At 62.9% G+C, this 24,834-nt stretch carries 26 protein-coding genes; 14 read left to right on the top strand and 12 right to left on the bottom strand.

Features of this window, described 5'->3' with window-relative positions; genetic code table 11:
• From CFR76_RS18225 to spt, 5 genes are all read left to right on the top strand, one after another.
• On the top strand, window positions 1-263 hold a 263-nt coding region (locus tag CFR76_RS18225), incomplete at its 5' end, for a hypothetical protein (RefSeq protein WP_208623964.1).
• 473 nt (window positions 264-736) lie between these two features.
• On the top strand, window positions 737-1,870 hold the full coding sequence (locus CFR76_RS09650; RefSeq protein WP_110556942.1) for a sensor domain-containing protein: 1,134 nt from the start codon (window positions 737-739) through the stop codon (window positions 1,868-1,870).
• A 53-nt stretch (window positions 1,871-1,923) separates the two neighbouring features.
• Window positions 1,924-3,663, top strand: a complete 1,740-nt coding sequence (locus CFR76_RS09645) for a fatty acyl-AMP ligase (RefSeq protein ID WP_208623963.1) — start codon at window positions 1,924-1,926, stop codon at window positions 3,661-3,663.
• A gap of 200 nt (window positions 3,664-3,863) precedes the next feature.
• Entirely contained in the window at window positions 3,864-4,115 is a 252-nt protein-coding gene (locus CFR76_RS09640) for an acyl carrier protein (RefSeq protein WP_007400085.1), read from the top strand.
• Between the two features lie 6 nt (window positions 4,116-4,121).
• Window positions 4,122-5,324 (top strand): serine palmitoyltransferase, encoded by a 1,203-nt coding sequence (spt, locus tag CFR76_RS09635; RefSeq protein ID WP_110556940.1) that lies wholly within the window; start codon window positions 4,122-4,124, stop codon window positions 5,322-5,324.
• On the opposite strand, the gene CFR76_RS09630 is transcribed toward spt, so the two are convergent.
• Both CFR76_RS09630 and CFR76_RS09625 read right to left on the bottom strand, forming a co-directional pair.
• On the bottom strand, window positions 5,308-6,276 hold the full coding sequence (locus CFR76_RS09630) for a protein-tyrosine phosphatase family protein (protein ID WP_167402098.1): 969 nt from the start codon (window positions 6,274-6,276) through the stop codon (window positions 5,308-5,310). The genes spt and CFR76_RS09630 overlap by 17 nt on opposite strands.
• 12 nt (window positions 6,277-6,288) lie before the next feature.
• Window positions 6,289-7,269 carry a diacylglycerol/lipid kinase family protein gene (locus CFR76_RS09625; RefSeq protein ID WP_110556956.1) on the bottom strand — a complete coding sequence of 327 codons (981 nt, stop codon included), beginning with the start codon at window positions 7,267-7,269 and terminating at the stop codon, window positions 6,289-6,291.
• A gap of 160 nt (window positions 7,270-7,429) precedes the next feature.
• Between CFR76_RS09625 and CFR76_RS09620 the strand changes: the two genes are divergently transcribed.
• From CFR76_RS09620 to CFR76_RS09585, 8 genes are all read left to right on the top strand, one after another.
• Window positions 7,430-8,347 carry a metallophosphoesterase family protein gene (locus CFR76_RS09620; RefSeq protein WP_110556955.1) on the top strand — a complete coding sequence of 306 codons (918 nt, stop codon included), beginning with the start codon at window positions 7,430-7,432 and terminating at the stop codon, window positions 8,345-8,347.
• 50 nt (window positions 8,348-8,397) lie between these two features.
• On the top strand, window positions 8,398-9,576 hold the full coding sequence (locus CFR76_RS09615; protein ID WP_110556938.1) for an LptF/LptG family permease: 1,179 nt from the start codon (window positions 8,398-8,400) through the stop codon (window positions 9,574-9,576).
• A complete protein-coding gene (locus CFR76_RS09610) occupies window positions 9,573-10,682 on the top strand; it encodes an LptF/LptG family permease (RefSeq protein ID WP_110556937.1) in 1,110 nt (369 codons plus the stop codon). The genes CFR76_RS09615 and CFR76_RS09610 overlap by 4 nt, the downstream gene beginning before the upstream one ends.
• Window positions 10,679-11,461 carry a sterol desaturase family protein gene (locus CFR76_RS09605; protein WP_110556936.1) on the top strand — a complete coding sequence of 261 codons (783 nt, stop codon included), beginning with the start codon at window positions 10,679-10,681 and terminating at the stop codon, window positions 11,459-11,461. The genes CFR76_RS09610 and CFR76_RS09605 overlap by 4 nt, the downstream gene beginning before the upstream one ends.
• A 6-nt stretch (window positions 11,462-11,467) precedes the next feature.
• The gene (locus CFR76_RS09600; protein ID WP_110556935.1) at window positions 11,468-12,235 is read left to right on the top strand and encodes a nucleotidyltransferase family protein; all 768 of its coding nucleotides are present in this window, start codon (window positions 11,468-11,470) and stop codon (window positions 12,233-12,235) included.
• Window positions 12,236-12,251: 16 nt separating this feature from the next.
• The gene (locus tag CFR76_RS09595) at window positions 12,252-12,752 is read left to right on the top strand and encodes an MmcB family DNA repair protein (protein ID WP_110556934.1); all 501 of its coding nucleotides are present in this window, start codon (window positions 12,252-12,254) and stop codon (window positions 12,750-12,752) included.
• Window positions 12,753-12,782: 30 nt separating this feature from the next.
• Window positions 12,783-13,571: an inositol monophosphatase family protein gene (locus CFR76_RS09590; RefSeq protein ID WP_110556933.1), complete on the top strand. Its 789-nt coding sequence runs from the start codon at window positions 12,783-12,785 to the stop codon at window positions 13,569-13,571.
• Between the two features lie 126 nt (window positions 13,572-13,697).
• On the top strand, window positions 13,698-14,516 hold the full coding sequence (locus CFR76_RS09585; RefSeq protein WP_208623962.1) for a lipid-binding SYLF domain-containing protein: 819 nt from the start codon (window positions 13,698-13,700) through the stop codon (window positions 14,514-14,516).
• Window positions 14,517-14,545: 29 nt separating this feature from the next.
• Here the strand turns inward: CFR76_RS09585 and mltG are convergent, their stop codons facing one another.
• The 10 genes from mltG to CFR76_RS09535 form a co-directional block, all read right to left on the bottom strand.
• Window positions 14,546-15,544: an endolytic transglycosylase MltG gene (gene mltG / locus CFR76_RS09580; protein ID WP_110556932.1), complete on the bottom strand. Its 999-nt coding sequence runs from the start codon at window positions 15,542-15,544 to the stop codon at window positions 14,546-14,548.
• 56 nt (window positions 15,545-15,600) lie between these two features.
• Entirely contained in the window at window positions 15,601-16,884 is a 1,284-nt protein-coding gene (fabF, locus tag CFR76_RS09575) for a beta-ketoacyl-ACP synthase II (protein WP_110556931.1), read from the bottom strand.
• A gap of 70 nt (window positions 16,885-16,954) precedes the next feature.
• Entirely contained in the window at window positions 16,955-17,194 is a 240-nt protein-coding gene (locus CFR76_RS09570; RefSeq protein ID WP_003618476.1) for an acyl carrier protein, read from the bottom strand.
• Window positions 17,195-17,451: 257 nt separating this feature from the next.
• The gene (gene fabG / locus CFR76_RS09565) at window positions 17,452-18,207 is read right to left on the bottom strand and encodes a 3-oxoacyl-[acyl-carrier-protein] reductase (RefSeq protein ID WP_110556953.1); all 756 of its coding nucleotides are present in this window, start codon (window positions 18,205-18,207) and stop codon (window positions 17,452-17,454) included.
• Window positions 18,208-18,283: 76 nt separating this feature from the next.
• A complete protein-coding gene (fabD, locus tag CFR76_RS09560; protein ID WP_408884365.1) occupies window positions 18,284-19,270 on the bottom strand; it encodes an ACP S-malonyltransferase in 987 nt (328 codons plus the stop codon).
• Between the two features lie 56 nt (window positions 19,271-19,326).
• Window positions 19,327-19,866, bottom strand: coding sequence for a YdcF family protein (locus tag CFR76_RS09555; RefSeq protein WP_110556930.1), 540 nt, complete (start codon window positions 19,864-19,866; stop codon window positions 19,327-19,329).
• Window positions 19,867-19,868: 2 nt separating this feature from the next.
• A complete protein-coding gene (locus CFR76_RS09550; protein ID WP_110556929.1) occupies window positions 19,869-21,143 on the bottom strand; it encodes a class I SAM-dependent methyltransferase in 1,275 nt (424 codons plus the stop codon).
• A gap of 10 nt (window positions 21,144-21,153) precedes the next feature.
• A complete protein-coding gene (locus CFR76_RS09545; protein ID WP_110556928.1) occupies window positions 21,154-21,912 on the bottom strand; it encodes a glycine betaine ABC transporter substrate-binding protein in 759 nt (252 codons plus the stop codon).
• Window positions 21,913-21,947: 35 nt separating this feature from the next.
• Window positions 21,948-22,571 carry a Dabb family protein gene (locus CFR76_RS09540; RefSeq protein ID WP_110556927.1) on the bottom strand — a complete coding sequence of 208 codons (624 nt, stop codon included), beginning with the start codon at window positions 22,569-22,571 and terminating at the stop codon, window positions 21,948-21,950.
• 53 nt (window positions 22,572-22,624) lie between these two features.
• Complete coding sequence (locus CFR76_RS09535) at window positions 22,625-23,449, bottom strand: acyl-ACP desaturase (RefSeq protein WP_110556951.1); 825 nt, start codon at window positions 23,447-23,449, stop codon at window positions 22,625-22,627.
• Between the two features lie 185 nt (window positions 23,450-23,634).
• Here CFR76_RS09535 and sucC point away from each other — a divergent pair, with 185 nt between their 5' ends.
• Window positions 23,635-24,834, top strand: coding sequence for an ADP-forming succinate--CoA ligase subunit beta (sucC, locus tag CFR76_RS09530; RefSeq protein ID WP_110556926.1), 1,200 nt, complete (start codon window positions 23,635-23,637; stop codon window positions 24,832-24,834).

Raw genomic sequence — 24,834 nt, 5'->3', positions numbered from 1 at the left:
CTCACCCAGTCCAGACCGCCAATCATCGCCCCAAAGAGCAACAACCGCGCCGCCAGCATATCCCTTCCAGATACTCTCTCTATTCTCTTGTCAAAGATCCCGCCGGAGCAGCATCGCCGTCCGGTGAAGGGGCTTTTACGGATATTGGCCCATCCTGTCAACGCCACACCAAAAACGTAAAAAACACACGGAAATCAGCCGTTAAACCCGAAAACCATTCACTAATCGTACTAAAAAAATGCGCTGAAATGAAAATTATATGAAAAAAGGAGGGGCTGGCTTTTTCCAGGCCACAAGCCGGACCTGCCTACGCTCCATCCATGATAATGACAGCTTCATCTGCATGCAGCCTGAAAGGCGACCTGACAGAAAGAGGTTGGCGGTCGCCTTTACAAAAGGCCGCACCAGTGAACTGCCATCTACTTATATATGGATAGCTGAAGCGGGCACTCCTCGCTCTCCGCAAGAAAACGCCAGCTTATGCATGTGCCTTGGTCCTGTGCCTGACATCAGCGACGCATGCCTCCGCGGACCTGACCATCCCCCAGTGAAGGAATACGCCCATATCGCCAACCAAGGCGATACATCTGGAGGGGGTAGCAGGCCCATATGCATGGCACCCGAAGCATCCGGCCTTTCAATGCATACAATATCGCGGCATTTGTTATTTAATCTTATTATAAATCCATGTGTTATGTAATGCAGGCCAATCAGGGGATTTTCAGGCCAGCCATAAATGTCCCATATCCTGTTTCCATACATTGCCCAGCCGCATCAGGAATTCCATTCACTTCCTATCGCTTTGGAAATGGCCCGGCTTTATCCTGAATTTAAGGTTCATATAGCCAGCCTGACGCAAGAACGCGATTCCCGCATACGGCAGCTATCCGGACATTATCCGGAATCCCGGGTCCATTTTGATATCCTGCATCTGCCTTCATGGCTTCGTAGCCATATAAGACGGCATGGCCCGACTCCCCTGAGCAAAATAGCGGTGCTATTTTTGAACAGGAATTATTTCAGCAGGTTTCAGGCAATCGTCGTTCCCGAGCGTACATCACTCTATTTACGCAAAATGGGTGTTTCCCGCCCCCGCCTGATCTGGACCCGCCACGGCGCGGGCGACAGGGCGATCGGCTTTACCCATGACGCACGGCAATTCGATTACATCCTGATGGCGGGACATAAAATAAAAGACCGTCTGGAAAAGGCGAATATCTTGCGCGACGGGCATTATATGACTGGCATATATGCCAAATTCGACATGGTCCGCCGGCTGCATGCCAAAAGCGCGCCCCTGTTTTCCAATACGCGCCCGACCATTCTCTACAATCCGCATTTCAGCACCAGCCTGTCATCATGGCCCCGGTTTGGCATGGCTGTTCTTGATTACTTTGCCCAACAGGAAAAATACAACCTGATCTTCGCACCCCATTACCGGCTGTTTGACACGGATCGTGTAAAAAGCCGCCATATATTGGCGCCCTATGCCGCATATCCGCATATGATCATTGATCCGGGCAGCGACCGGAGCGTGGATATGACCTATACACTGGCATCAGACCTGTATCTTGGTGATGTCAGTAGCCAAGTCGGGGAATTCCTTACAAAACCGCGTCCCTGCCTGTTCCTGAACGCGCATGGAATACAGTGGCGCGGTGACCCGAATTATGTGAACTGGACACTGGGGCCGGTGATGGAAAACGCAAATGCGCTGGGCCACGCCCTTGACAGGGCATTCCTTACGCATGCAAATTTCCTTGATCGACAAAAAGAGTATATAAACGATACATTCGGGTTTGCGGCTCCGGAAGACACGGCGGCCAAAGGCGCGAAATCGATTATTGACTTTTTGAGGGTAATTGGTTGAACACCGCCCATTCGCCGTTTCAAGTTACGTCTGTGGAAGTCACATTACCGGAAATGATAAGCCTCCCGACCCCCTCCGATTCTGGTTTGCCCCGTCGTTACGGCGATTTTCCGACGTTCCCGGCGGCACTGGATTATGCCGCCCGGGGCAAGAGCGGCTTCAACATCTATTCCGGCAAGGGCGTCCTGCTCGAAACGCTGCCATACAGCACGTTGCGCGAACAGGCGATCGAGACGGCGAAACGCCTGCTGTCCCTTGGCCTGGAACCCGGGGACCGGGTTGCCATCGTGGCCGAGAGTGATGGCGATTTCGCCCGTATCTTCTTTGGCTGCCAGTATGCGGGCCTTGTTCCCGCCCCCCTGCCACTGCCCGTGGCTTTTGGCGGGCGCGAAGGGTATGTGGCCACGCTGCGCGGCATGATCGAGGGTGCCGCGGCATCGGCCGTGGTGATCGCGTCCATCATCGCGTCATGGACGGATGAAATCACATCCGGGCTGGACCTCAAATTCTCGGGCACGCCCTCCGAACTGCTGGAAACGCCGATTACGGTCGCGGCCCTGCCTTCCGTCCAGCCGGATGACCTGTCCTACCTGCAGTTTTCTTCCGGCAGCACACGCTTCCCCATGGGAATCGCGGTGACCCAGCGTTCCGGCATGGCGAACGCGCACGCCATTGCCCTGAATGGCCTGAAGGTCCGTGAAACGGGGGATCGCTGCGTGTCCTGGCTTCCGCTCTATCATGACATGGGGCTGGTCGGTTTCTTCCTGACCCCCATGACGTGCCAGCTAAGCGTGGACATGCTGCCCACCCGTGAATTCGCCCGGCGCCCCCATGTGTGGCTGGACCTGATCAGCCGCAACCGCGGCACGATTTCCTACAGCCCGTCCTTCGGTTACGAGCTGTGCGCACGACGCGCCACCTCGATCGAGCTGGACCTGTCATCATGGCGCGTGGCGGGTATCGGTGGCGACATGATCCGCTATCATATCCTTGAGGATTTCGCCCAGCGTTTTGCCTCCGCAGGCTTTGACAGCAGCGCCTTTACAGCCAGCTACGGCATGGCCGAGGCGACGCTGGCCATCAGTTTCGCGCCACTTGGATCGGGTATCCGCACGGATACGATTGACCTGCGCGCGCTTGAAACACGTGGCGAAGCCGTGCCGTCCAACGATCCCGCACGCGCGCTGCGCACATTCGTCATCTGTGGCGAAGTCCTGCCGCACCATGAACTTGAAGTACGCGACCCACAGGGAAACGTGCTGCGTGACCGCCAGGTGGGCGCCGTATTCGTGCGTGGTCCCAGCCTGATGCAGGGATATTTCCGCCGCCCGCAGGAAACCGCCCGCGTCGTGGATGCCAATGGCTGGCTGAACACCGGTGACCTGGGGTACATGCTGGATGGCCAGGTTGTCATAACCGGCCGCGCCAAGGACCTGATCATCATCAACGGTCGCAATATCTGGCCGCAGGACCTGGAATGGTCGGCCGAAACCGAAATCAGCAGCCTGCGCAGCCGCGATGTCGCCGTCTTTTCGGTTGATGAGGATGAGGGCGAAAAGATCGTGGCCCTTGTGCAGTGCCGCGCCTCCTCCCCCGAAGCACGTGAAACCCTGAAAACCGAAACGGCCAGCCTGTTCCGTCGGCAGCATGGCGTGGATGTTTCCATCATTCTGGTGCCGCCCCATACCCTGCCCCAGACATCATCGGGAAAGCTGACACGCGCCCGTGCGAAAGCCATGCTGCTGTCGGGTGCGTTCCAGCCGCTGGAAACGTCGTCTGTTTCCGTGGTCTGAGGGAGCCGGGGCCACGAGGCCCGGCCGTTTCGGGCCGGAATGCAAAGCAGGACTGGCCAAAAACCTGTTTTTCGATCATAAGACTTCCGATCAGGGGGCCGATTGCAGTCCCCACCCCGGTCATTGACCGTGGGGCAGGCCATTCATGCTGATCCCCTGCCTGCAAGCAAGCAGGCGGGACATGCCATAAGGATGTAGGAATGAGTGAAACGGTAGCGAGCGTCTCCGCGCTGATCGTGAAGACGCTGCTGGCGAACCCCAAGGTTCCCCGTGATATCAATGGCAGCAGCAAGATCGTTGAAGATCTGGCCTTTGATTCACTGGCCGTCATGAATTTTGTCATGGAAATCGAGGATACGCTCGATGTTTCCGTGCCGCTTGACCGGCTGGCTGATATCCGCACCATTGATGATCTGGCCGCCTGCATCGTCTCCCTCAAGCAGGCCTCCTGATCCGTCATGTCAATTTTCTCGAAATATGAAGGCCTGGCCTCCGCCCTGTCGGCTGTCATGGCTGGTGGCGGGCGCAACCCGTTCAACGTCGTTATCGAAAAGCCCATTTCCTCCACGGTCGGGCTGATCGAAGGGCGTGAGACACTCCTGTTCGGCACCAACAACTACCTTGGGTTGAGCCAGTCTCCCGCCGCGATCGAAGCGGCGGTCGAGGCGGCCAGGGCTTACGGTGTCGGCACGACCGGATCGCGCATCGCCAACGGCACGCAGGGACTGCACCGCCAGTTGGAGGAACGGCTCTGCGCGTTCTTCCGCCGTCGGCACTGCATGGTGTTCTCCACCGGGTACCAGGCCAATCTGGGCACGATTTCCGCGCTGGCGGGCAAGGACGACTACCTGCTGCTTGATGCGGACAGCCATGCCAGCATCTATGATGGCAGCCGCCTTGGCCATGCGCAGGTCATCCGCTTCCGCCATAATGACGCCGACGACCTGCACAAACGCCTGCGCCGCCTTGATGGCACGCCCGGGGCTAAGCTGGTCGTGGTCGAAGGCATCTATTCCATGCTGGGCGACGTCGTGCCCATGAAGGAATTCGCGGCGGTCAAACGGGAAACCGGCGCATGGCTGCTGGCGGATGAAGCGCATTCCGTTGGCGTAATGGGTGAACATGGCCGTGGCGTGGCGGAAGCCGACGGCGTGGAAGATGATGTCGATTTTGTCGTCGGCACCTTTTCCAAAAGCCTTGGCACGGTTGGGGGCTACTGTGTTTCCAACCATGAGGGGCTGGACCTGATCCGTCTGTGCTCGCGCCCTTACATGTTCACCGCGTCCCTGCCGCCTGAAGTCATCGCAGCGACCATGGCCGCGCTGACCGAACTGGAAAACCAGCCTGAACTGCGCGTGCGGCTGATGGACAATGCCCGCAGGCTGCATGCCGGGCTGCAGGCCGCGGGCCTGCGTACCGGCCCGCAGGCCAGTCCTGTCGTATCCGTCATTCTGGATGATGTGGCAGTTGCCGTGGCGTTCTGGAACCGGCTGCTGGACCTGGGGGTTTACGTCAACCTCAGCCTGCCACCCGCGACGCCCGACCAGCATCCCCTGCTGCGTACCTCCGTCATGGCGACGCATACACCGGAACAGATAGACCGGGCCGTGGAAATCTTCGCCGTGGTGGCGAGCGAGATGGGTATCAGCCGCGCCGCCTGAAAAACCCTGCCTGCCGTAATTTCCACAGCAGATACGGCAGGCAGACCAGTGGGTGCCGTTCCGAAAACGGCCCCAGCGGCAGCTCGATTCCGGAATGCCGCCTGATCTTCCATGCGATATAGCGTGCGCCCCCTTCAAACGTGAAGGCCCCCTTGAACAGGCGGCTGACATTCAGCACGCGGCCCAGCCGGCCACGCAGCCACCAGCCTTCACGCATGGTCCGGCGCAGTTCAGGTGTCAACTGGGGCGTCAGCTGATCCCCCTCGTACCGGAATGGCAGCCCATCCGCGCGCCATACATCCGGCAGCAGCGCCCTGTATCGCCCTTCCTGTCCCTGCAGCAGGCTACGCGGCCTGCGGCCGTTCTCGACGCGCAGTTCCGCGCCATAGGTATGGGCGAACAGGGCCAGCCAGTAGTCATCGGCCGTGCCCTGCGCCGGCCCCAGCGCCGCAGCCCACCGACCTGCCTGCCCCACCGCGCGGATGATGCAGGCCAGGATGGCGTCAGCCGCGTCCGGTCCCCTGACCCATACCAGCCGCACGGGCTGGCAAAAACGTGCCCAGACCGTAGTATCCAGCGTGGCGCGACCCGTCATGCGCCGGAACTGCGCGATGGACAGGATGGCCACCTTGGCCCGGATGGTCCGGCCATCAATGGGAATTTCATGATATTCCACATTGGGGGGCAGGATACGGTTGGCTTCACGTGCCAGATAGCTCGACGTCCAGTCTTCCAGGCGCTCGACAATCACGTAAAAATCCAGGATGCCCTCGGGATCGGGCGCACGCAGGGCGGAGCCATAAAAAACCACCCCCAGCGGCTGCGTCCCGCCCAGCAGGCGCGTGACAAACTGCGTGACGAAGGGGGCGACAGGCTGGACCAGGTCATGCGCCAGTAGGTGGGCGACCCGTCCGGCTGCGGCAGTGCGGTCTGTGGGGCTGGGCTGGGACATGCTCGCCATTCCTTACGCGTGGATGAAATCGATCGGGGCCGTCGCCGACAGTACGATCCGGCCGGTAGCACCGGGGGACATGACTTCCCCATCCAGTACGAAATCGGATTTCATCGTCATTTCGATGCGGTCTTCGCACCCGCTGCAATAATCCGGGTTATGCTGCAGCCATGTCGGGTGCCGCCCGCGCAGCAGCGCCCATGCCGCGGCCGCAAGGTGGGAAGGTTGCCCCGCCACGTGCAGGAAGTTGATGACATCGTCACGCGCCCCGGGCGCCGTCCAGAATGGCCAGATGCCATGGGGCAGGTGCTGGAGCGTGGTGGACAGGAACAGGAAACAGTTCCCCTGCCGCTGGAAGGTCTTGCCAGCCTTCACGTCCATCTGGTCGCCGCGCATCCAGTCCTGGCGGGAACGCTTTGTCAGCAGATGCGCCACCGAAGAAAGGAAGGAGACGATGACAGCCATTTCATGTGAATAATTATTCAGGATCGCAGGCTGGTGGGCCAGTTCGATCCCACGTGTAAATGCGGCCGCCCCATGGAACATGCCCACAACCGGCAGCGGCCCGTCGGGTTCGGGCCATTCCACCACCAGGCCACAGCGCCTGCGCACGTTGCGCCGCAACTGCCCGGATGCATCAAGCCGCTGCAGGTGCTCCAGCGCCCGGATGCCACGCAGCCCGAAACCGACATCCCCCGCGATCAGGTTGGTATTGCCGGACGGCAGGATGGCGAGGGCGGGCAGCCTGTCGGGCGGATAATGCCGGTGGATGGCGGTCAGCACGTCGCTTACGGTACCATCACCGCCATCTATGACGATGCAATCCGTGCCGCGGGACGCCAATTGGGCGATATGGGCATCCAGACGGGAACGGTCAGCCGGATCAATGAAGTTTTCTCCCAGCAGGGTCCGGGCTGTCCGGGCGTATGCACTCCTGTCCCCCATGTTCCGCCGGCTGCGCGGGTTGTAAACAAGCGCAAAACGTCCGGTCACTGAATATTCCATCCCTGTCTGAAATTTGACTTACAGGCCATAAGCAACCATCTGCCTTCTATTGCAAGGCACGAAAAGATGGAGCGCCCTTCCGCGCGGGCAGGCATAACACATGTCCCGACCGCACGCGGCGGGCATGAGGCAGGGAAACGAGGTCAGCTTGAACACCATCACCATTGCGCATCTGTCTGACCCCCACCTGCCCACCGAAATGGTGCCCCCCCGCATCGGGGAACGCCTGAACAAGCGCATGTTCAGCTATTTTTCGTGGAAAGGCCGCCGCCGCTTCCTGCATCGGCCCGAAATCCTGGCCCGTGTCATGGACGACATCAGGACCAGCAGGGTCGGCATGATTGCCGTGACCGGGGATCTGACCAACATGGGCCTGCCGGGGGAATGCCGGCAGGCCCTGCGCTGGCTGGAGCTGATGCCAGCCCCCTGCACAGTCATACCGGGGAATCATGACACCCTTGTGCATGACAGATGGCATCAGACCGTGGGACTGTGGCAGCCGTGGATGGGGGCGCTTCCCTTTCCCTTTGTCCGCAGGGTGGGAAACGTGGCGCTGATTGGCGTCAGTTCCGCCGTGCCGACACCATGGTTCCGTGCAACCGGGACGGTGGGCGCGCGACAGGCCGCACGCCTACGTGACATCCTGCGCGAAACCGCGCACCAGGGGCTGTGCCGCATCGTCATGATCCATCATCCCCCTGTCCCCGATCTGGCCATACGCCGTAAAGCCCTGACGGACATACAGGATTTTGCCACCTGTATCGCACAGGACGGCGCCGAGATGATCCTGCACGGGCACATCCATACCTCGACCCTGTCCTCCCTCCCCGGCCCGGTGGGGCCGGTGCCGGTGATGGGGATCGCATCGGCTTCGGCACGGTCATGCGATCCATTGCGCGCGGCGGGGTGGAACCATATTACGGTCACCCCGCACGCCGCCGGTTACAGGCTGGGTGTCACACGGCGTTTTTTCCTGGCTGATGCAACGACAGGCACCAGCCAGGAAACTATTTTTGACCTTCCCTCTCCTTCAGGGTGTTTTTCCGGTGTAAGCACGCCTGCATGAGTCAGATGTCCTTTTCAGAGCGGATAATGGAAAAGCTCGCTCCCAGCACAATGGACCGCTACCTGCTGCGTCAGGTCGTGCCGCCGTTTTCCATTGCGCTGGGCGTGGTCATGGCCGCCCTGCTGCTGGAACGGCTGCTGGTGCTGTTCGACATGCTGGCGGCCAATGGCAGTTCGATGAAGACGTTTGTCGCGCTGCTCAGCGACCTTGTGCCGCATTACCTGGGGCTGGCGTTGCCCGCCGCCATGTGCGTAAGCGTGTTCTCCGTGATCCGGCGCATGAGCGCCAACCACGAAATCGATGCCCTGACCGCAAGCGGGGTCTCGATCTTCCGCATCTGCCAGCCCTTTGTCCTGACAGGCGCGGTATTCGGGGTGCTGGCCTTTTCGCTTTACGGGTTCATCCAGCCCTATGCGCGTTATGACTACCGCTCGGCCTTCTATTTCGCCAGCCACGCGGGATGGACGCCGCATCTGCAATCAAAGATGTTCGCGATTTCGGACAATATCGTGCTTACGGCGGAAACGGTCGACCACGCCGGGTCTCGCCTGTGGCATGTCTTCATACGCGACCGGTCGGACAAGGCGCATATACGCTATATTTCCGCACAGAAGGGCTATCTCTACAACCCCGCCGACGGATCACAGATACGCCTTGACCTGGTAGATGGCACCATCGTGACGGATAGCGGTGACAAGCAGCCTTCCGTTACGGGGTTCACCCGTACTACCCGCATGATCTCGAGCAATGGCAAGCTGGATGATGAAGCCTATAACGGACGTGGCGAGACCGAACGCGAACTGACGGTCCCCGAACTGTATTACGGTATACGACATGGCAACCCGTCCGTCAGCCACTCCTACATGATTGCCGAACTGCACTTCCGCCTGGCCCGCACGGCGGCCATTCCGTTCATCCCCATCCTGGCCTGCGCGCTGGCCGGCGTGCGCAAGCGGCAGCGGGGCAATCCCGGCCTGGCCATCGCCGCGATCACACTGGTCAGCTTTGACCATACATTGCAGATGGGGATGAGCTTTGTCGCCAACATGCACATGTCCCCGCTGCTGGTCATCTGGCTGCCGACCCTCCTATTCGCCGTGATCTGTGTCGGCATGCTGATCCACCAGGCCGGTGGCATCCGCATCCTCCTGACCCGTGGGCCGGCTATTGCGCCACGCGAACTGTCCGCCGATGGCCTGCCCCGCCGCATCGTGGAAAGCGGGACATGAAGCTCCGGCTGCGTCTGGACAACGGCACGGTCCTGCTGGGCTACCTGTCGCGCGAACTGCTGTCCAAGGTGTTCACGACCACCATCATCGTCGTGGCGCTCATGGAAATCCTGGCGCTGCTGGAGCAGGTGACGGAAATCATGCACCGCAAGCTGGGGCTGACGGGAGTGCTGTACTACGCCGTGCTGCACCTGCCGCTGCTGCTGGGCAACGCCATGCCCATCGCGGTGCTGATCGGCACGCTGCTGACCCTACTGCAACTGACCACATCAAACGAGATCTCGATCATGCGCGCGGCCGGGCTGTCCACGCCCGGGCTGGTCAAGCTGCTGCTGCCCACCACCATCGCGCTGGGCGTCCTGTGTGGAATCGTGGATGACCAGGTCACGCCCCGCACCGAACTGGCGCTGGCGCAATGGTGGAACGCCACCGCGCCACATGCCGCGAAAAACAGGCACAATTACTGGATCCGCTCCGGTAATGACCTGATAAACATCATTTACCTGAGTTCTGGCGGCACGATGCTGAATACGGTGACCGTCTATCACCGCGACCAGCGCAGCCTGCTGGAGAAAATCACGACGCTGGCGGATGTCCATTACATCCATGGCCACTGGTATGGCACGCCAACACATGTACTCAGCGTCATAAGCCCCACGCGCGTGGACCTGCTTGATACGCCCCCTGACCAGAGCGTAAGGCTGGACTGGCCCGCGTCACTGACGCCGGGATATATCATGCAGTTGACGGTCAGCTTTACACAGTCCATCAACACAATGCTGGATGAACAGCGCGGCGCGCTGCCTTCCAGCCAGTCCCCGTCCTTTTTCCTGACGGAAATACTGGGACGCATCATGTTACCCGTGACATTCACGGTAATGCTGTTACTGGCCGTTCCGGTGGTCTATATCCCACCGCGGGCCGGAACGCGCAGCTGGCTGCCAATCTGGTGTCTGGGCGCGGGCCTGCTATTTATCGTATTCCAGGGACTGTTGCGCGCACTGGGAAATGCGGGAACATTGCCCTCGCTTATGGCGATATTCGTCGGGATCCTGATTTTCATCCTTGGCGTCATCACCGTGCTACTGAGGATCGAAGAGCGATGATTACGAATACCCTCAAAAACAGTTCCATCAGAACGGGTCGCAGCTTTGACCTGGGCAAGATGAACCTATCCCAGCTCTGGATTGCCTACCTGACCTATCCCACCATCGTGCTGTATTTCGCACTGGCGCTGGTCAGCTACGCGTTGATGGTATATAATTTCACATCCCTCGCACCGGTGGCGGTCAGCATCGCATCCGTCATCCTGGTCTATCCGCTGGTATGGTACGGCATCCACCGTTTCATCCTGCATGGGCGTTTCCTTTATCGCATGAAATGGAGCGCCTCGCTGTGGAAGCGCATCCATTTCGATCACCATCAGGATCCCCACCTGCTGGATGTGCTGTTCGGCTCCCCGCTCAACACCATCCCGACCATTGCCATCGTCACCATTCCCATCGGCTACGCCATCGGCAGCATAGCCGGGGCGGCGGCGGCTTTCGGCGCGGGGCTGACCATCACGTGCATCTATGAATTCTTCCACTGCATCCAGCACCTGAACTACAAGCCCCGCATGGGCTGGATCCAGCGGATGAAGCAGCGCCACGTGCTGCACCATTTCCATAACGAGAACGGCAATTACGGCATTACCAGCTTTGTGGCGGACCGCCTGTTCCGCAGCTATTACGTCGACGCCCGTGGCTGCCCGCGCAGCCCGACCGTGTTCAACCTCGGTTATGACGTGAACGAGGCCAAGCATTACCCGTGGGTGATGGAAGAAACCGGCGCCCCCCCGCGTGACCGGCCCGATGGCGCGAACACCACCCGTAACGCGGCGTGACCACAGATGGGGCTGAATGTTCTGATCCTGGCGGGCAGCCGGCCGGGCCGTCCCGACCCGATGGCGCAGGCGGCGGGCATTTCGCACAAGGCCATCCTGCCAATATGTGGCACCCCGATGATCAGCCGGGTCATCTCGGCCCTGCAGGCGGTCGAAGGCATCGGCAGGATTGCCATCTGCATCGAACGGCCTGACGTCCTTGCCGGCATCGTGCCTGACAACGTGACCTTCATTCCTCCCGCGGCCGGTCCCAGCGCCAGCGTCATGCGGGCGCTGGACACGCTGGGCACGCCCCTGCTGGTCACGACCGCCGACCATGCCCTGCTGGAACCAGGCTGGATCCGCGCCTTCATGCAGGGCGCGCGGGACAGCGGGTGTGATGTCGCGGCCGGCATCGCGATGGAACCGGATATACAGCGTGACGTGCCGGGCACGAAACGCACCATGATCCGGCTGGCGGATGGTGCGTTTTCGGGCTGCAACATGTTCCTGTTCCGCACGCCCGCCGCCTATGGCGTGATACGGCTGTGGCAGAAGCTGGAAGCCGAGCGCAAGCACCCGTTCAGGATGGCGCGCATCCTGGGGCTAGGTATCCTGCTGCGCTTTATCCTGCGGCGCCTGACCCGCGCTGACGTCTGCCGCCGCATCGGGCAGCTATCGCATGCACGGGTGGCCCTGGTGCCCCTGCCGGATGGGCGCGCGGCGGTGGATGTGGACAAGCCCGCGGACCTTGAACTGGTAACCCGCCTGCTATCCGTGGCGCCCGCGACCTGATCGCCCCATCCGCCCAATGCCCCGCCCGACCGCACCGCAGATCCAGTCCGCAATCCGTACCGGCGCAAGCCAGATGTGCAGGTTGCATGGCTGGGCAGCACTGCATGAATTCACCCTGCCGGGCCGCAGGCGCGCGGATATCATGGCGCTGACGCCCAAGGGGCATTTCATCTGTATCGAGATCAAGTCCGGCCTGCCCGATTTCCGCGCCGACCAGAAATGGCACGAGTATGTACCGTGGTGCGACCAGATGTATTTTGCCGTGAACCAGGATTTTCCACAGGCTGTCCTGCCCGATACCACCGGCCTGATCATGGCCGCGACAGGCCATGGCGTGGAAGGGAGTGCGACCTGTGTTGACTGCGCGATCCTGCGCCCCTCGCCACATACCGCGCTGGCCCCGGCGCGGCGGCGGCAGCTTACACTTCAGTTTGCCATGCAGGCCGCAGAGCGTTTAGGCAGGATGGAAATGCCACAGGTGGAACACGCGGTGAAAACGGCGCTCCGCGTGGAATGAGATTTTCTGACCCCAAGAAAAGGTTACCCGATGACACAGGCCATTCTGACCCGTTTTGAAGCCGCCCGTTCAGTCGTGCGCGATGCAGCAGCCCTGGCCATGAAAATGCGCCCCGCCCCCGGCGGCCCCAAGGGCACGCTGAAAAGCGCGCAGGACTGGCTGACGGAAACCGATGGCGCGGTGGAAGCCTTCATTTCCGAACGAATCGGCATGCTGTTCCCCGAGGACGGCTTTCAGGGGGAAGAAGAAGGCCGTACCCGCACCGGCACCCTGCGCTGGGTGGTGGACCCGATTGACGGGACATCCAACTATGCACGTGGCCGCAACCGCTGGTGCATCTCGCTTGGGCTGCTGGATGGCGACACGCCTGTTGCCGGCATTATCGAAGCGCCCGCGCTGGGCGAAACCTATACGGCAGTGCGTGGACACGGGGCGTTCCTCAATGGCCAGCGCATCCATGCCTCGCCCGTGACCGATACCGCGTCTTCCCTGATCGAGATGGGATGGAGCAACCGCGTGCCCCCCGGCGTATTCCAGCAGAAGATCGACGCCATCCTGAACCTTGGCGCCATGCCGCGTTCCGGTGGTTCGGGCGCCATTGCGCTTGCGGAAGTCGCCTGCGGCCGGCAGGACGGTTATCTGGAAATCTGCATCAACCTGTGGGATGTGGCCGCAGCCCTTGTCCTGCTGGATGAAGCCGGCGCGCGCGTGTCGCCCTTCCTGCGCGATGGCGGGCTGACGGGAGGCATCCACATCCTTGCCGCTGCCCCCGGCATTGCCGATACGCTGTCGGACGCGGTGGGCGTCTCCCTTAAATAACCGCAATATATGGCTGTATCGCGCCACATGGTCTTGCCTTATGGACCATGATTCAGCCATGAAAACGGACCACTCCAAGGCACGGGCCGTTTTGGTGGATCTGCCGTTACGAATCGGAAAGGGAGCATGGGTTTGCACAAGTTTCATCTCATCAGGACATCATTCGCCGCCCTGGCCCTGATGATGCCGCTGCATGCCGCCATGGCTGCCAGCATGGAAGAAGAACAGAGCCTGGTGGACCGCGCCACCCTGACCGTTCGTGACATGTTTTCCACCGCGACCGCAGGCAGCAAGGTGACCCGTTACCTTGCTGAATCCCGCGGGGTCATCGTCTGCCCATCCGTCTTTCGCATGTCGATCGCCTTTGGCGGCGGGGGCGGCGGCTGTGTGTTCCTGACGCGTGACGCCCACGGGTCGTGGTCGGACCCGGCGTTCTACCGCATGTCCTCGGCCAATTTCGGCCTCCAGCTTGGCATGCAGGATGTCGAGGTCATGCTGTTCGTCATGACCGATGACGGCGTGCAGTCCCTGCTGGACAGCCAGATGAAGCTGAGCGCGGATGTCGGCACGTCCTTCGCCTCCTCCGGGTCGGGACTGGAAACCGGCACGGCGGGTGAACACAACACATCCATCCGGGGCGTGCAGAAATCCAAGGGCCTGTTCGCGGGCGCCGCCCTGGGCGGGTCCAAGATGCGGGTCAACAGTGCGGCCAACCGGGCCTATTACAACCAGATCGTGGGACCGGAAGACATCGTGGTTTCCATGCGGGTCAACAATTCAGGCGCGGACCCGCTGCGTTCTGCCCTGACCGAGGTCCTGACTGCGGCACAGGCCCGCCCGGACAGGAATGGCAAGACCAGCACCACGAATACGGACACCACGACGCAGCCCATGGCAACGGCCCCATCCGGATCGGTCAGCAGCCAGAGCCTGCCGCCGCAGTAACCACGCCGCCAGACACAGCCGCCCGCCCCCTATCTGGGGGATGCGGCCTGTGCATGTTTCCCGGCCCGAAACGCCGATACGTTGCGGTTATGATCCCCCAGCGTCGCCGCAAAATCGTGGCCCCCATGCCCGTTCGCCACGAAATAAAGCTGGTCGCCCTGTGCCGGGTGGGCTGCGGCCTCCAGCGCCGCCGCCCCCGGTGAACAGATCGGCCCCGGCGGAAGGCCCGCTATCACATACGTATTATAGGCCGTAGGCTGCATGAGGTCGGCATGGGACAGGGCATGGCCCAGTGGCCCCGCACCCTGATTCAGCCCATAGACCACGGTCGGGTCGGACTGCAGCCGCATGCCCTGATGCAGGCGGTTGAGGAACACACGCGCCACGATCGGCCGTTCAGCCGGGTTTCCCGTCTCCCGCTCGATCATGGATGCCAGAACCAGCAGGTCATGTCGGTTCATGATGGTCGGGTCCACCTCCCGCCCTTCCCATGCCTGGTCCAGCGTGCGATCCATGGCGCGCTGCATGCGGGCCAGCATCTGCGCACGCGGCATACCCCATTCGTAATCATAGGTCAGCGGCATGACCGCCCCTTCGGCAGGGAATGGAAAGCTGCCATCCATATACGGCGCATGTTCCAGCAGGTTTGCAATCTGGATGGCGGACAGGCCTTCGGGCACTGTCAGCCTGTGCACCACCGGCCTGCCGTGTCGCAGCACGAACAGCACCTGCTGTATGGAGGCATGGGCGGGGAATACCAGTTCAGCGGCATGGAACGCCCCATCCACACGGGTCAGCGCGGTTGCGGCTTCAAACACCCTGCGCGTCAGCGGGCCGGCATCAACAATGCCTGCCTGCTGCAACGTCAGCAGCACCTGTTCCGTGCCGCCATGCGGGATCACGACCGTACGCTGTTCGGTCAGGGGACCGGGGGCTTCGTAATGCCGCATCCCCATGAAGGCGATAGCCAGAGCGGACAGGACCAGCACCAGAAACACCAGCCCAAGTGCAGCCAGAACCCTGCGCACGCCCTCTCCTTACCCTGTCCCAGAAATGAAAAGGGGCGCCCGCAGGCGCCCCGGTCTCACACGCCGCGCAAGATCACGCTGGCATTGGTCCCGCCAAACCCGAAACTGTTGGACAGGATCGTATCGATCTTGCGTTCCTGCGCCGTATGCGCGATCCGGTCGATCACGCTTTCACGCGACGGGTTATCCAGGTTGAGCGTGGGCGGCGCCACGTTATCGCGAATGGCAAGGATGGAATAGATCGCTTCCACCGCGCCCGCAGCCCCCAGCAGGTGGCCGGTGGCGGACTTGGTGGACGACATGGCCAGATTGCGCGCATCATCGCCAAACAGGCGTTCAACCGCTTCCAGTTCCAGGTCATCCGCCATGGTGGACGTGCCATGAGCATTGACGTACTGGATGTCGGCCGGGGTCAGGCCCGCGCTGCGCAGGGCGTTCTGCATGGCGCGGAAAGCGCCTTCATGCCCGGCGGCGGGTGCTGTGATGTGGTGCGCATCGCCCGACATGCCGTAGCCGATGACTTCGGCATAGATCTTGGCGCCACGGGCCTTGGCGTGTTCGTATTCTTCCAGCACCACGATACCGGCGCCTTCACCCATCACGAAACCGTCGCGGTCACGGTCCCACGGGCGGGATGCCTTTTCCGGTTCATCGTTGAAATGGGTGGACAGGGCCTTGGCGGAACAGAACCCCGCGATGCCCAGCGGGCACACGGCGGCTTCGGCCCCGCCGGCGACCATGACATCCGCATCGCCCAGCATGATCATGCGCGCGGCGTCGCCAATGGCATGTACGCCCGTGGCGCAGGCCGTGACGACCGAATGGTTCGGTCCCTTGAATCCGTATTTGATCGAAACATGCCCCGAGACCAGGTTGATCAGGGCGGACGGGATGAAGAAGGGTGACAGGCGGCGTGCCCGTCCTTCCTTCACCGTCACCGATGCCTCGTAAATGGTCTGGAGGCCACCAATCCCCGAACCGATCATGACACCGGTGCGGCAGCGGTCTTCTTCCGATTCCGGCTTCCAGCCCGAATCCTCGACCGCCTCGGTCGCCGCCACAAGACCAAGATGGATGAAACGATCCATCTTTTTCTGGTCCTTGACGGGTATCCAGTCCGAAAGGGTCAGGCCGCCACTTTCCGTCGGCCCCGCGGGCACTTCGCCCGCGACCTGTGCCGGCAGGTCGGACGCGTCGAACGAAGAAATGCGGCCAAAGCCGTTTTCCCCGGCCACGAGACGTGACCAGTTACGCTCCACACCCAGTCCCAGTGGGCTGACAATGCCCATACCGGTTACGACAACGCGCCGTTGTCCAGACGTCAATCCGGTAGACTGCATCAACCCGTCCTGCTCCTGAAAGTAACGATACCTGACTGAATTCGTGTAATTATGATCGGAAACAGACCGATCAGGCAGCTTTCTGCTTCTCGATATAGTCGATCGCGTCCTTCACGGTCGTGATCTTCTCGGCGGCGTCTTCGGGGATCTCGACGCTGAACGCTTCCTCGAACGCCATGACCAGTTCAACCGTGTCCAGGCTGTCGGCGCCCAGATCATCGATGAACGAGGCATCGGGGGTGACCTTGCTTTCGTCCACACCAAGGTGCTCGACTACGATCTTCTTAACCTTATCGGCGATTTCGCTCATCTGTCTCTGCTTCCTGTCTGCCCCTGAAAGAAACGGGCGGTTCGAAACGTGTTCGTCCTGTAACGTCCCTGCAAACCAGTGTTTCACACCAGCCCGCTTCGGACGAAGCTGCGGGCGATTAGCACGGTTTTGATGCGATCGCCAAGGCGGCGAATGCATTTCCTGTCTGCTCGCCCCGCAATTAAGGGGACAGCGCGGCCGTCAGGACTACCTTTTTTGTCACTTCCGGCCTGCTGTCCAGCAAAATATCACATCTGTCAGACCATCGCCATGCCGCCATTGACATGGATCGTGGCCCCGGTAACCCACCCGGCCTCGTCAGAGGCAAGGTAAACCACGGCCGGGGCGATGTCGGTGGCCTGCCCCATGCGGCCCAGCGGGATGGAGCCGACCAGCTTTTCCTTCTGCGCCTCCGGCAGAACATCGGTCATGGCAGTCTGGACAAAGCCGGGCGCCACGGTGTTGACGGTCACGCCCCGGCTGCCCGCTTCCTGCGCCAGCGACTTGCCCATGCCGATCATCCCGGCCTTGGCGGCGGCGTAATTGGCCTGGCCCGCATTGCCCGTCACCCCCACGACGGAGGCGATGTTGACAATCCGCCCCGCCCTGCGGCGCAGCATGCCCTTCAGGGCCGCGCGACACAGGCGGAAGGGGGCGGCCAGGTCAACATCCAGCACGCGGCTCCAGTCCTCGTCCTTCATCCGAATCGCAAGCGTGTCGCGTGTCAGCCCGGCATTGTTGACCAGGATGGCCAGTGGCGCACCGGCCTTTTCCTCGGCGCTGGCGACCAGCGCGTCGGCCGCCGCCGCATCCGACAGGTCGGCGGGACAGACATGCAGCCGGTCCACGCCACCTTCCGCGCCGATGGACGCCACGACGTCCTCCAGCACCGCCTGCCGGGTGCCCGACAGCACCACGACCGCACCCTGCGCATGCAGCGCACGCGCGATCTCGCGCCCGATTCCACCCGATGCCCCGGTAACCAGAGCAACCTTTCCGTCCAGCCTGAACATGACCTGTCCGTTCCCTTTGGTATCCATCAATTCAACATGACCCCACGACCGCTGCCGTGGGACAGATGCTTCTTTTTCAGCGTGCGGCCAGATAGGCCTCGATATCGGCCGGGGTCCCGACCGAACGGGTGGCCACGTCGCCATTGATCCGCTTCACCAGCCCGGCCAGAACCTTGCCCGAACCGATTTCGACAAAGCTGTCGATGCCCATGGCCACCATGGCGTCCACGCTTTCACGCCAGCGCACGGTGCCGGTCACCTGACGCACCAGCAGGTCGCGGATCGTGGCGGGGTCGGTGACCTTGGCCGCCGTGACGTTGGCCACCACCGGCACGACCGGGGCCTTGATGTCCGTATCAGCCAGGGCTGCGCGCATTTCCTCGGCGGCCGGGGCCATCATCGAGCAATGGAACGGGGCGGATACCGGCAGCCTGAGCGCGCGCTTGACGCCCTGCGCCCTGGCCAGGGCGATCACGCGGTCGATTGCCGCCGTCTCGCCCGCCACGACCACTTGGCCGCCGCCGTTGTCATTGGCGACTTCCAGCACCTGCGTGTGGGTCCTGCCCGCTTCATCGGCAAAGGTCGCGGCTTCCGCGCACAGGCTGGCGGCGCGGTCCATGTCCATGCCCACGCCGATCAGGGCCGCCATGCCCCCCTCGCCCGGCGGCACGGCCTTCTGCATGGCGTTGCCGCGCAGGCGCAGCAGGCGGGCCGTCTGGGCGATGCCCAGCGCGCCGGCGGCCGCAAGGGCCGAATATTCACCCAGCGAATGCCCGGCCACCAGCGCCACGTCACGCTTCAGGTCCACGCCCCCTTCACGCTCCAGCACGCGCAGCACGGCCAGCGAGACCGCCATCAGCGCGGGCTGGGCATTGTCGGTGCGGGTCAGGTCCTCCATCGGGCCTTCGAACATGAGCTTCGAGAGGTGCTGGCCCAAGGCGTCATCCACTTCCTGGAACACTTCCCGCGCAGGGGCGAATGCCTCGGCCAGATCGCGTCCCATTCCAACAGACTGACTTCCCTGACCGGGGAAAACAAAGGCTTGCACAGGCATGACTTCCATCCACACTCATATTGTTTTTCGGTTCAACCGCGTGATGCGGGTTGCGGCAGGCAGTGTCAATCACCATCCCGTCCCGCGCGCAGGCGGTACCATGCCAGCAGCAGCGCATCCCACGGCAGCGCCGCCCCTTCGCGCAGGCGCCAGAACCAGCGCCGGCCCAGCCGCTGCGCGGCGGGCGCATCCGGCGGGGGCACGCGCACCACCTGCCACCCCATCATCCGCATGAGCAGCAGGCAACGCGGCAGGTGGTAGGCACTGCTGGCTACCGCAACCGGCCCCGCATATCCCTGTCGCCGCAGCAGCCCCGTGCACCGGATGGCGGAGGCCAGCGTATCGGGGGCCGTGTCCTCCACCATGATGGCATCGGGCGGGACGCCCATGGCCTGCAGCATATCGGCCATGACGACCGCCTCCCGCCGGCCCGAAGGCTGCGAAGGGCCGCCGGTGGGCACATACACCACCCTGCCCCGCCGACGGCCAAAGGCATGGGCCGCCCCCACGCGCAGGCGCAATGTGCGCGTGGGGGCGCCATCGGGATGCAGTCTCGCGCCGAATATGACGACTGGCAGGCCGTCCTGCCACGCCTGTTCCGCCATGGTCAGCGCGGCGCGCGCAGCAGCACCCGGTTCAGCGATTCCAGCGTGGTGAAAACCTGTTCCCAGACTTTTGCGAACCGGCTGGCGGACAGGCCGCGCGTTTCCATGATCGCGGCGATCTCTCCCACCGTGCGGTCCCCGTCGATCAGGGGCAGGATGCCGCGCGCCTGCGGCGGCACGGCGATCGCGACCTGCAACGTGCCAAAGGCGAAGGGCAGCCGGTCATCGCCGCCGATCATGCGGGCAAGCTCGATGCCCGGGATTTCACGCATTATGGGTACGGCATCCGCCGCCATGGGGTTGGCGCGGCCCACGGGTTCGCTGGCCCGGCGCACATAGGCGACATGGGTGGCCATGTTGCCCGCCACGTCCTCCGCCACGGCCTGGCGCGCGCGTTCGGGCAGGGCCGCGATCCGTTCACGCAGGCGCGGATCGGGCAGCAGCAGGGCGGGATCGTAACGGGCCGGTTCCATCAGGCACGCGGCCGCCAGCCCCGCGCGGTCCAGCAGGGCGTGGAAGGCGGTGATGTCATACGCCCGGTCACGCGGGTTGAGCAGCAGGTCATACAGCCCTGCATCGCCCCCAGTCAGGTGATCGCCAAAATTGCCGTTCTGCCGCAGCCACGCCGTGGCGGGCAGGTGCCGCATGACACGGCGCGCCACGTCCAGCCGCTGCCGTGGCGCATCCGCCACCGGGGCCAGTCGCTCCAGCGCGTCCTGCAGCATGTACACGCCCGTGCGGCCATAGGGGGCATAGACCATGAGGCCCATCCCCCCACCCGGGGCCAGCACGCCTTCCAGCGCCGCAAGCCCGGCATCGGGGTCAGGCAGGTGGTGCAGCACGCCACAGCAGTCGATATAGTCGAACGGCCCGGGGGCGACCGCGGCGAGGTCGGCCAGGTCACCGCGTACGAAGCGCATGTTTTCCAGGCCACGCACGTCCGCCCGTGCCCGCGCTGTCTCCAGCGCCACGGGGGAACGGTCAAGGCACAGCACCTCCCCCGCCCGCCCCGCGCGCGCCATGTGGGTGGCCAGCATGATCGCGCCATCCCCCGTGCCACACCCGGCCACCAGCACCCGCAGCGGCAGGGATTGCGGCCGGGTGGCCCCGAAGACCCAGTAATCGATTTCGCGCAGGTGGCTGGGACTGCCGATCAGCAGGCGGCCCTTTTCCTCACGCGGGTCGCGGGCGGGATAGGGATACTGCTCGTACTGGGCCTGAAGTCCCGCATCACGCGCATCGTGGGCGGGCAGGGCATCGGTTTCATGCTGGCTCATGGCATGGCTCTCAGCGCGGCAGCAGCTTGCCGCGCTGCCATGCCTCGGCGGCTTCATCGGCACTCATGCCATCAAAGCGCATGGCGTGGTCCAGCGCACTGACCACCTTGTTGCCCAGCGTCAGTTCATCAAGTTCATCCAGCAGGTCCTGGTCCATGTCGGCCCGCGCGGCGGAACGCAGCAGGATACGCGCATCCTGTTCCGCCCCGTACGCGCCCTTCGGGTCATCCAGTTGCACCAGGCGCTGGCCATAATGCAGGAAGGAGGGCTGCCATGTCGGGATGATTTCGGGCAGGCCACCGGCAAGGATATGGGCCGCGTGGTCATACGCCTGCGCATCAGGCCGGCTGGCGATGGTGTAGCCCGCTTCCGTCAGGTTGTAGGCCGCGACAACCTGACGCACACGGTCAAGGATGGAGTCCGGGGTCACGATCTCGCGGCAGACGGGGCAGCCCTCACCGGCCAGTTGGGCCAGCGAGGTGATGCCGGTCGCCGCCGCCTCGGGCAGGCACCAGCCAAAGGCCGGGCGATACAGCTGGCCAAACGCCTCCATGCCCAGGTCGGGGGCAAGGAAGGCCGCATCGACATCGGGCAGCCATGCGGACACGAACAGGTCCACATCGCCACGGCGCATGTGCTCCACCATTTCGGCGCGGGCGGCCACGACGTATTCGATTTCAAGTTCATAGGCTTCCAGCACGCGCGCCACGGCTGCCGCCGATGCCTGCTGCAGGGTATTGTCCAGATGACCCAGGGTCACGGTTGTCATGTAATCTTGCTCCTTGATGGGATGGGTCCGGCCCGTCAGCCCTGCTGCTGGGGCACACGCAGGCGACCGGTCTGGACCGGGGCCTTGCGCTGGGGATGGGTGGCAGGGACGACATAATCGAACACGAGGGTGCTGATGATGAAGGGGGCCGCGAATTTCCTGAAGGCTTCATGCGCGGGATCGAAATAGGCCGGGTCGGTCACGACGGGACGGCCGACATAGTAATTGCGGTCCCCCTCGGAATTGAACGTGACGACGAAGGCCTGCTGCAGTCCCTCGTCCAGCCCTTCCCCGCTCATCTGCGCGCCGGTCTCGATGGCGGCGACGACAGGGCTGCCATCGCTGCGCCGGGAAATCTGGCGCAGCGCCATGAAGCGGCTTACGACCTCCGCGCGCTGGGCGTCGGTAATGACGGGCAGGAAGCGGAACATGACGATATGCCGCACCGTGCCACGGTGGAAAGCGGGGGACGTGAAATTCACCAGCCCGACCTGTGATGCAATCAGCCGCTCGGCACGGGCGGCGTCGCTGATCTGGGCTTCGGGCGGCGTATCCGTCCCTGCCGTGTCGGGGGCGGGGGCGGGGGGCGCATCCGCCCGCGCCGTGCCCGCCAGCGCAAGGCAGCCCGCCGCCACAAGGGCGAGATACCGCGTCTTCATGTCCCGAGCCTTCATTATGTCTGTCTTCATTCCTGTCTGTAATCCGGGGCGGGTCAGGCCGCGGCCATGACCCGCGCGAATTTGCGCTGCCGCATCATGAGAAGGTGGTACACCGCGCGCGCGATCAGCGCATGCAGCCGCCCGTGCGGCGTCCACCCGATTGTCTTGAGGATCATGCCCGTCACCCGCACGGCATGCCGGGGCTGGTAGAAGCGCAGCGCGCGCGACATGTAGGCCGCGATGCAGCGCTTGTGGTCATAGGGCACGGTGCTGGGTTCGTTGGTGGTATGGAAGGCGGAGGCCAGCTCGTCATCCTCGCTTTCCGTCACGCGCCCCAGCGCGATGCGCGTGCGCCGCCATACCCCAAGGTGCTCGCGCCGCAGGTAGCGGTGCATATGGTCATAGAACAGCTTGAAATGACGGTATTCATCTGCCGCGACCTGCCGGCATATCGCCTTGAGCACGGGTTCGTCCGTGGCGTCGGCCAGCGCGGTGTAGAATGAGGACGTACCCGTTTCCACCATGCAGCGCGCGATCAGTTCCCCCGTGCGCGACCCGCGGATGGAAGCATCCACGTCAAGGTCCAGCCGGTAGGACCGCCGGTACCGCTCGAACGCCGCCATGTAATCCCATGACGGGTCCGCCAGCATGGCCCACCGGCCCAGGGCATCGCCATGCTGCACCTCCTCCTGCGCCCAGTTATCCGCCGCCTTGCTGAAATCAGGGTCATCGGCGAATACATTCTTCAGGTAACAGGCATAATCCAGGCCGTTGCGTTCAACGACCGAAGCGGCCTTGACCAATGGGACAATGTCAGGGTCCACACGTCGCGGATCGAAACGGTCCCAGTCCATCTGTTCAATGCGCCAGTGTTTCATCGCTACCTGTTCTTCTGCATTTTCTCCATGACGGCGCGCCGCGCGTGCCATTGCTGGAGACGACATGACACATGTTTCATGTTTACGCCAATCCCGCATCCATCCCACCCCTGTCATTCCGGGGCCATATCGTGCTAGGGGCGTAGCCCGACACCGCCAATAAGAACGACAGATTGGGTCGCCAAATGAATATTCACGAATATCAGGCAAAGGCGCTTCTGCGCTCCTACGGCATGCCCGTGCCTGAAGGACGTGCCGCCACCACCGCAGCACAGGCCGCCGATGCCGCCCGCGCCCTGAACGCGCCGGTTACGGTGGTCAAGGCACAGATCCACGCCGGTGGCCGTGGCGCCGGGCATTTCGCGGGCAAGCCCGAAGGCAAGGGCGGCGTGCGGCTGGCGCGCAGCATGGACGAAGTCAGCGACGCGGCAGACGCCATGCTGGGCGAAGTGCTGGTCACCAAGCAGACCGGCCCCATGGGGCGCCTCGTGCGCACGCTGTATGTCGAATCCGGCTGCGATATTGCGCGTGAACTGTATTTTTCCATGCTGGTCGATCGCGGCACGGGCCAGATCGTCATTGTGGCATCCCCCGATGGCGGTATGGAAATCGAGGAGGTGGCGGCCCGCACGCCTGAACGCATCCTCAAGGAATATGTCGACCCGGCGAAGGGGCTGTGCGACTACCAGTCACGCGACCTTGCCGTGCGCCTTGGCCTGACGGGGCGCGAGATCAGAGCGTTCCAGAACGTCGTACGTTCCGCCTACAGCGCCTTTACCGGCCTTGACGCCGCGATCGTGGAAATCAACCCGCTGGTCGTGACCGGGTCGGGCGACCTGCTGGCGCTGGACGCCAAGATGGCGTTCGATGAAAACGCGCTGTTCCGCCACCCCGAACTGGCGAAGCTGCGTGACGTGCACGAGGAAGACCCGCGTGAACGCGAAGCCGCCGAATACGGGCTGGCCTATGTCGGGCTGGATGGCAACATCGGCTGCATGGTCAATGGCGCGGGGCTGGCGATGGCGACGATGGACATCATCAAGATGGAAGGCGAGGAGCCGGCCAACTTCCTTGATGTAGGCGGTGGCGCGTCCAAGGAGCGGGTGGCGGCCGCCTTCCGCATCCTGATCGGCGATCCCAAGGTGCGCGGCATCCTGGTCAACATCTTCGGCGGCATCATGCGCTGCGACGTGATCGCGGAGGCCATCATCGCCGCATCGCACGAAACCGGGCTGAACGTGCCGCTGGTGGTGCGGCTGGCGGGCACGAATGTCGAACGCGGCAAGGCGCTGCTGGCGGAATCCGGCCTGACGATCATCCCCGCCGATGACCTGGGCGATGCCGCCCGCAAGATCGTATCCGCCGTCCGTAACGCGGGAGCCTGA

The sequence above is a fragment of the Komagataeibacter swingsii genome (assembly GCF_003207895.1).
Taxonomy (GTDB): Bacteria; Pseudomonadota; Alphaproteobacteria; order Acetobacterales; family Acetobacteraceae; genus Komagataeibacter; species Komagataeibacter swingsii.
Note: the sequence above shows the minus strand (reverse complement) of the source record. Positions and strands in the feature narration are given on the sequence as shown.

Excerpts from the sequence above, each read along its gene's own strand:
- CFR76_RS09630 (WP_167402098.1), bottom strand. The coding sequence starts at position 6,276 with ATGTCCCAGCCCAGCCCCACAGACCGCACTGCCGCAGCCGGACGGGTC.
- CFR76_RS09595 (WP_110556934.1), top strand. The coding sequence starts at position 12,252 with ATGCCCCGCCCGACCGCACCGCAGATCCAGTCCGCAATCCGTACCGGC.
- CFR76_RS09585 (WP_208623962.1), top strand. The coding sequence starts at position 13,698 with ATGGGTTTGCACAAGTTTCATCTCATCAGGACATCATTCGCCGCCCTG.
- fabG (WP_110556953.1), bottom strand. The coding sequence starts at position 18,207 with ATGTTCAGGCTGGACGGAAAGGTTGCTCTGGTTACCGGGGCATCGGGT.
- CFR76_RS09550 (WP_110556929.1), bottom strand. The coding sequence starts at position 21,143 with ATGAGCCAGCATGAAACCGATGCCCTGCCCGCCCACGATGCGCGTGAT.
- fabD (WP_408884365.1), bottom strand. The coding sequence starts at position 19,270 with ATGGAAGTCATGCCTGTGCAAGCCTTTGTTTTCCCCGGTCAGGGAAGT.
- CFR76_RS09590 (WP_110556933.1), top strand. The coding sequence starts at position 12,783 with ATGACACAGGCCATTCTGACCCGTTTTGAAGCCGCCCGTTCAGTCGTG.
- CFR76_RS09545 (WP_110556928.1), bottom strand. The coding sequence starts at position 21,912 with ATGACAACCGTGACCCTGGGTCATCTGGACAATACCCTGCAGCAGGCA.
- CFR76_RS09570 (WP_003618476.1), bottom strand. The coding sequence starts at position 17,194 with ATGAGCGAAATCGCCGATAAGGTTAAGAAGATCGTAGTCGAGCACCTT.
- CFR76_RS09555 (WP_110556930.1), bottom strand. The coding sequence starts at position 19,866 with ATGGCGGAACAGGCGTGGCAGGACGGCCTGCCAGTCGTCATATTCGGC.
- CFR76_RS09535 (WP_110556951.1), bottom strand. The coding sequence starts at position 23,449 with ATGAAACACTGGCGCATTGAACAGATGGACTGGGACCGTTTCGATCCG.
- CFR76_RS09600 (WP_110556935.1), top strand. The coding sequence starts at position 11,468 with ATGGGGCTGAATGTTCTGATCCTGGCGGGCAGCCGGCCGGGCCGTCCC.
- CFR76_RS09540 (WP_110556927.1), bottom strand. The coding sequence starts at position 22,571 with ATGAAGACGCGGTATCTCGCCCTTGTGGCGGCGGGCTGCCTTGCGCTG.
- spt (WP_110556940.1), top strand. The coding sequence starts at position 4,122 with ATGTCAATTTTCTCGAAATATGAAGGCCTGGCCTCCGCCCTGTCGGCT.
- sucC (WP_110556926.1), top strand. The coding sequence starts at position 23,635 with ATGAATATTCACGAATATCAGGCAAAGGCGCTTCTGCGCTCCTACGGC.
- CFR76_RS09615 (WP_110556938.1), top strand. The coding sequence starts at position 8,398 with ATGGACCGCTACCTGCTGCGTCAGGTCGTGCCGCCGTTTTCCATTGCG.
- CFR76_RS09650 (WP_110556942.1), top strand. The coding sequence starts at position 737 with ATGTCCCATATCCTGTTTCCATACATTGCCCAGCCGCATCAGGAATTC.
- CFR76_RS09640 (WP_007400085.1), top strand. The coding sequence starts at position 3,864 with ATGAGTGAAACGGTAGCGAGCGTCTCCGCGCTGATCGTGAAGACGCTG.
- fabF (WP_110556931.1), bottom strand. The coding sequence starts at position 16,884 with ATGCAGTCTACCGGATTGACGTCTGGACAACGGCGCGTTGTCGTAACC.
- CFR76_RS09645 (WP_208623963.1), top strand. The coding sequence starts at position 1,924 with ATGATAAGCCTCCCGACCCCCTCCGATTCTGGTTTGCCCCGTCGTTAC.
- CFR76_RS09605 (WP_110556936.1), top strand. The coding sequence starts at position 10,679 with ATGATTACGAATACCCTCAAAAACAGTTCCATCAGAACGGGTCGCAGC.
- CFR76_RS09610 (WP_110556937.1), top strand. The coding sequence starts at position 9,573 with ATGAAGCTCCGGCTGCGTCTGGACAACGGCACGGTCCTGCTGGGCTAC.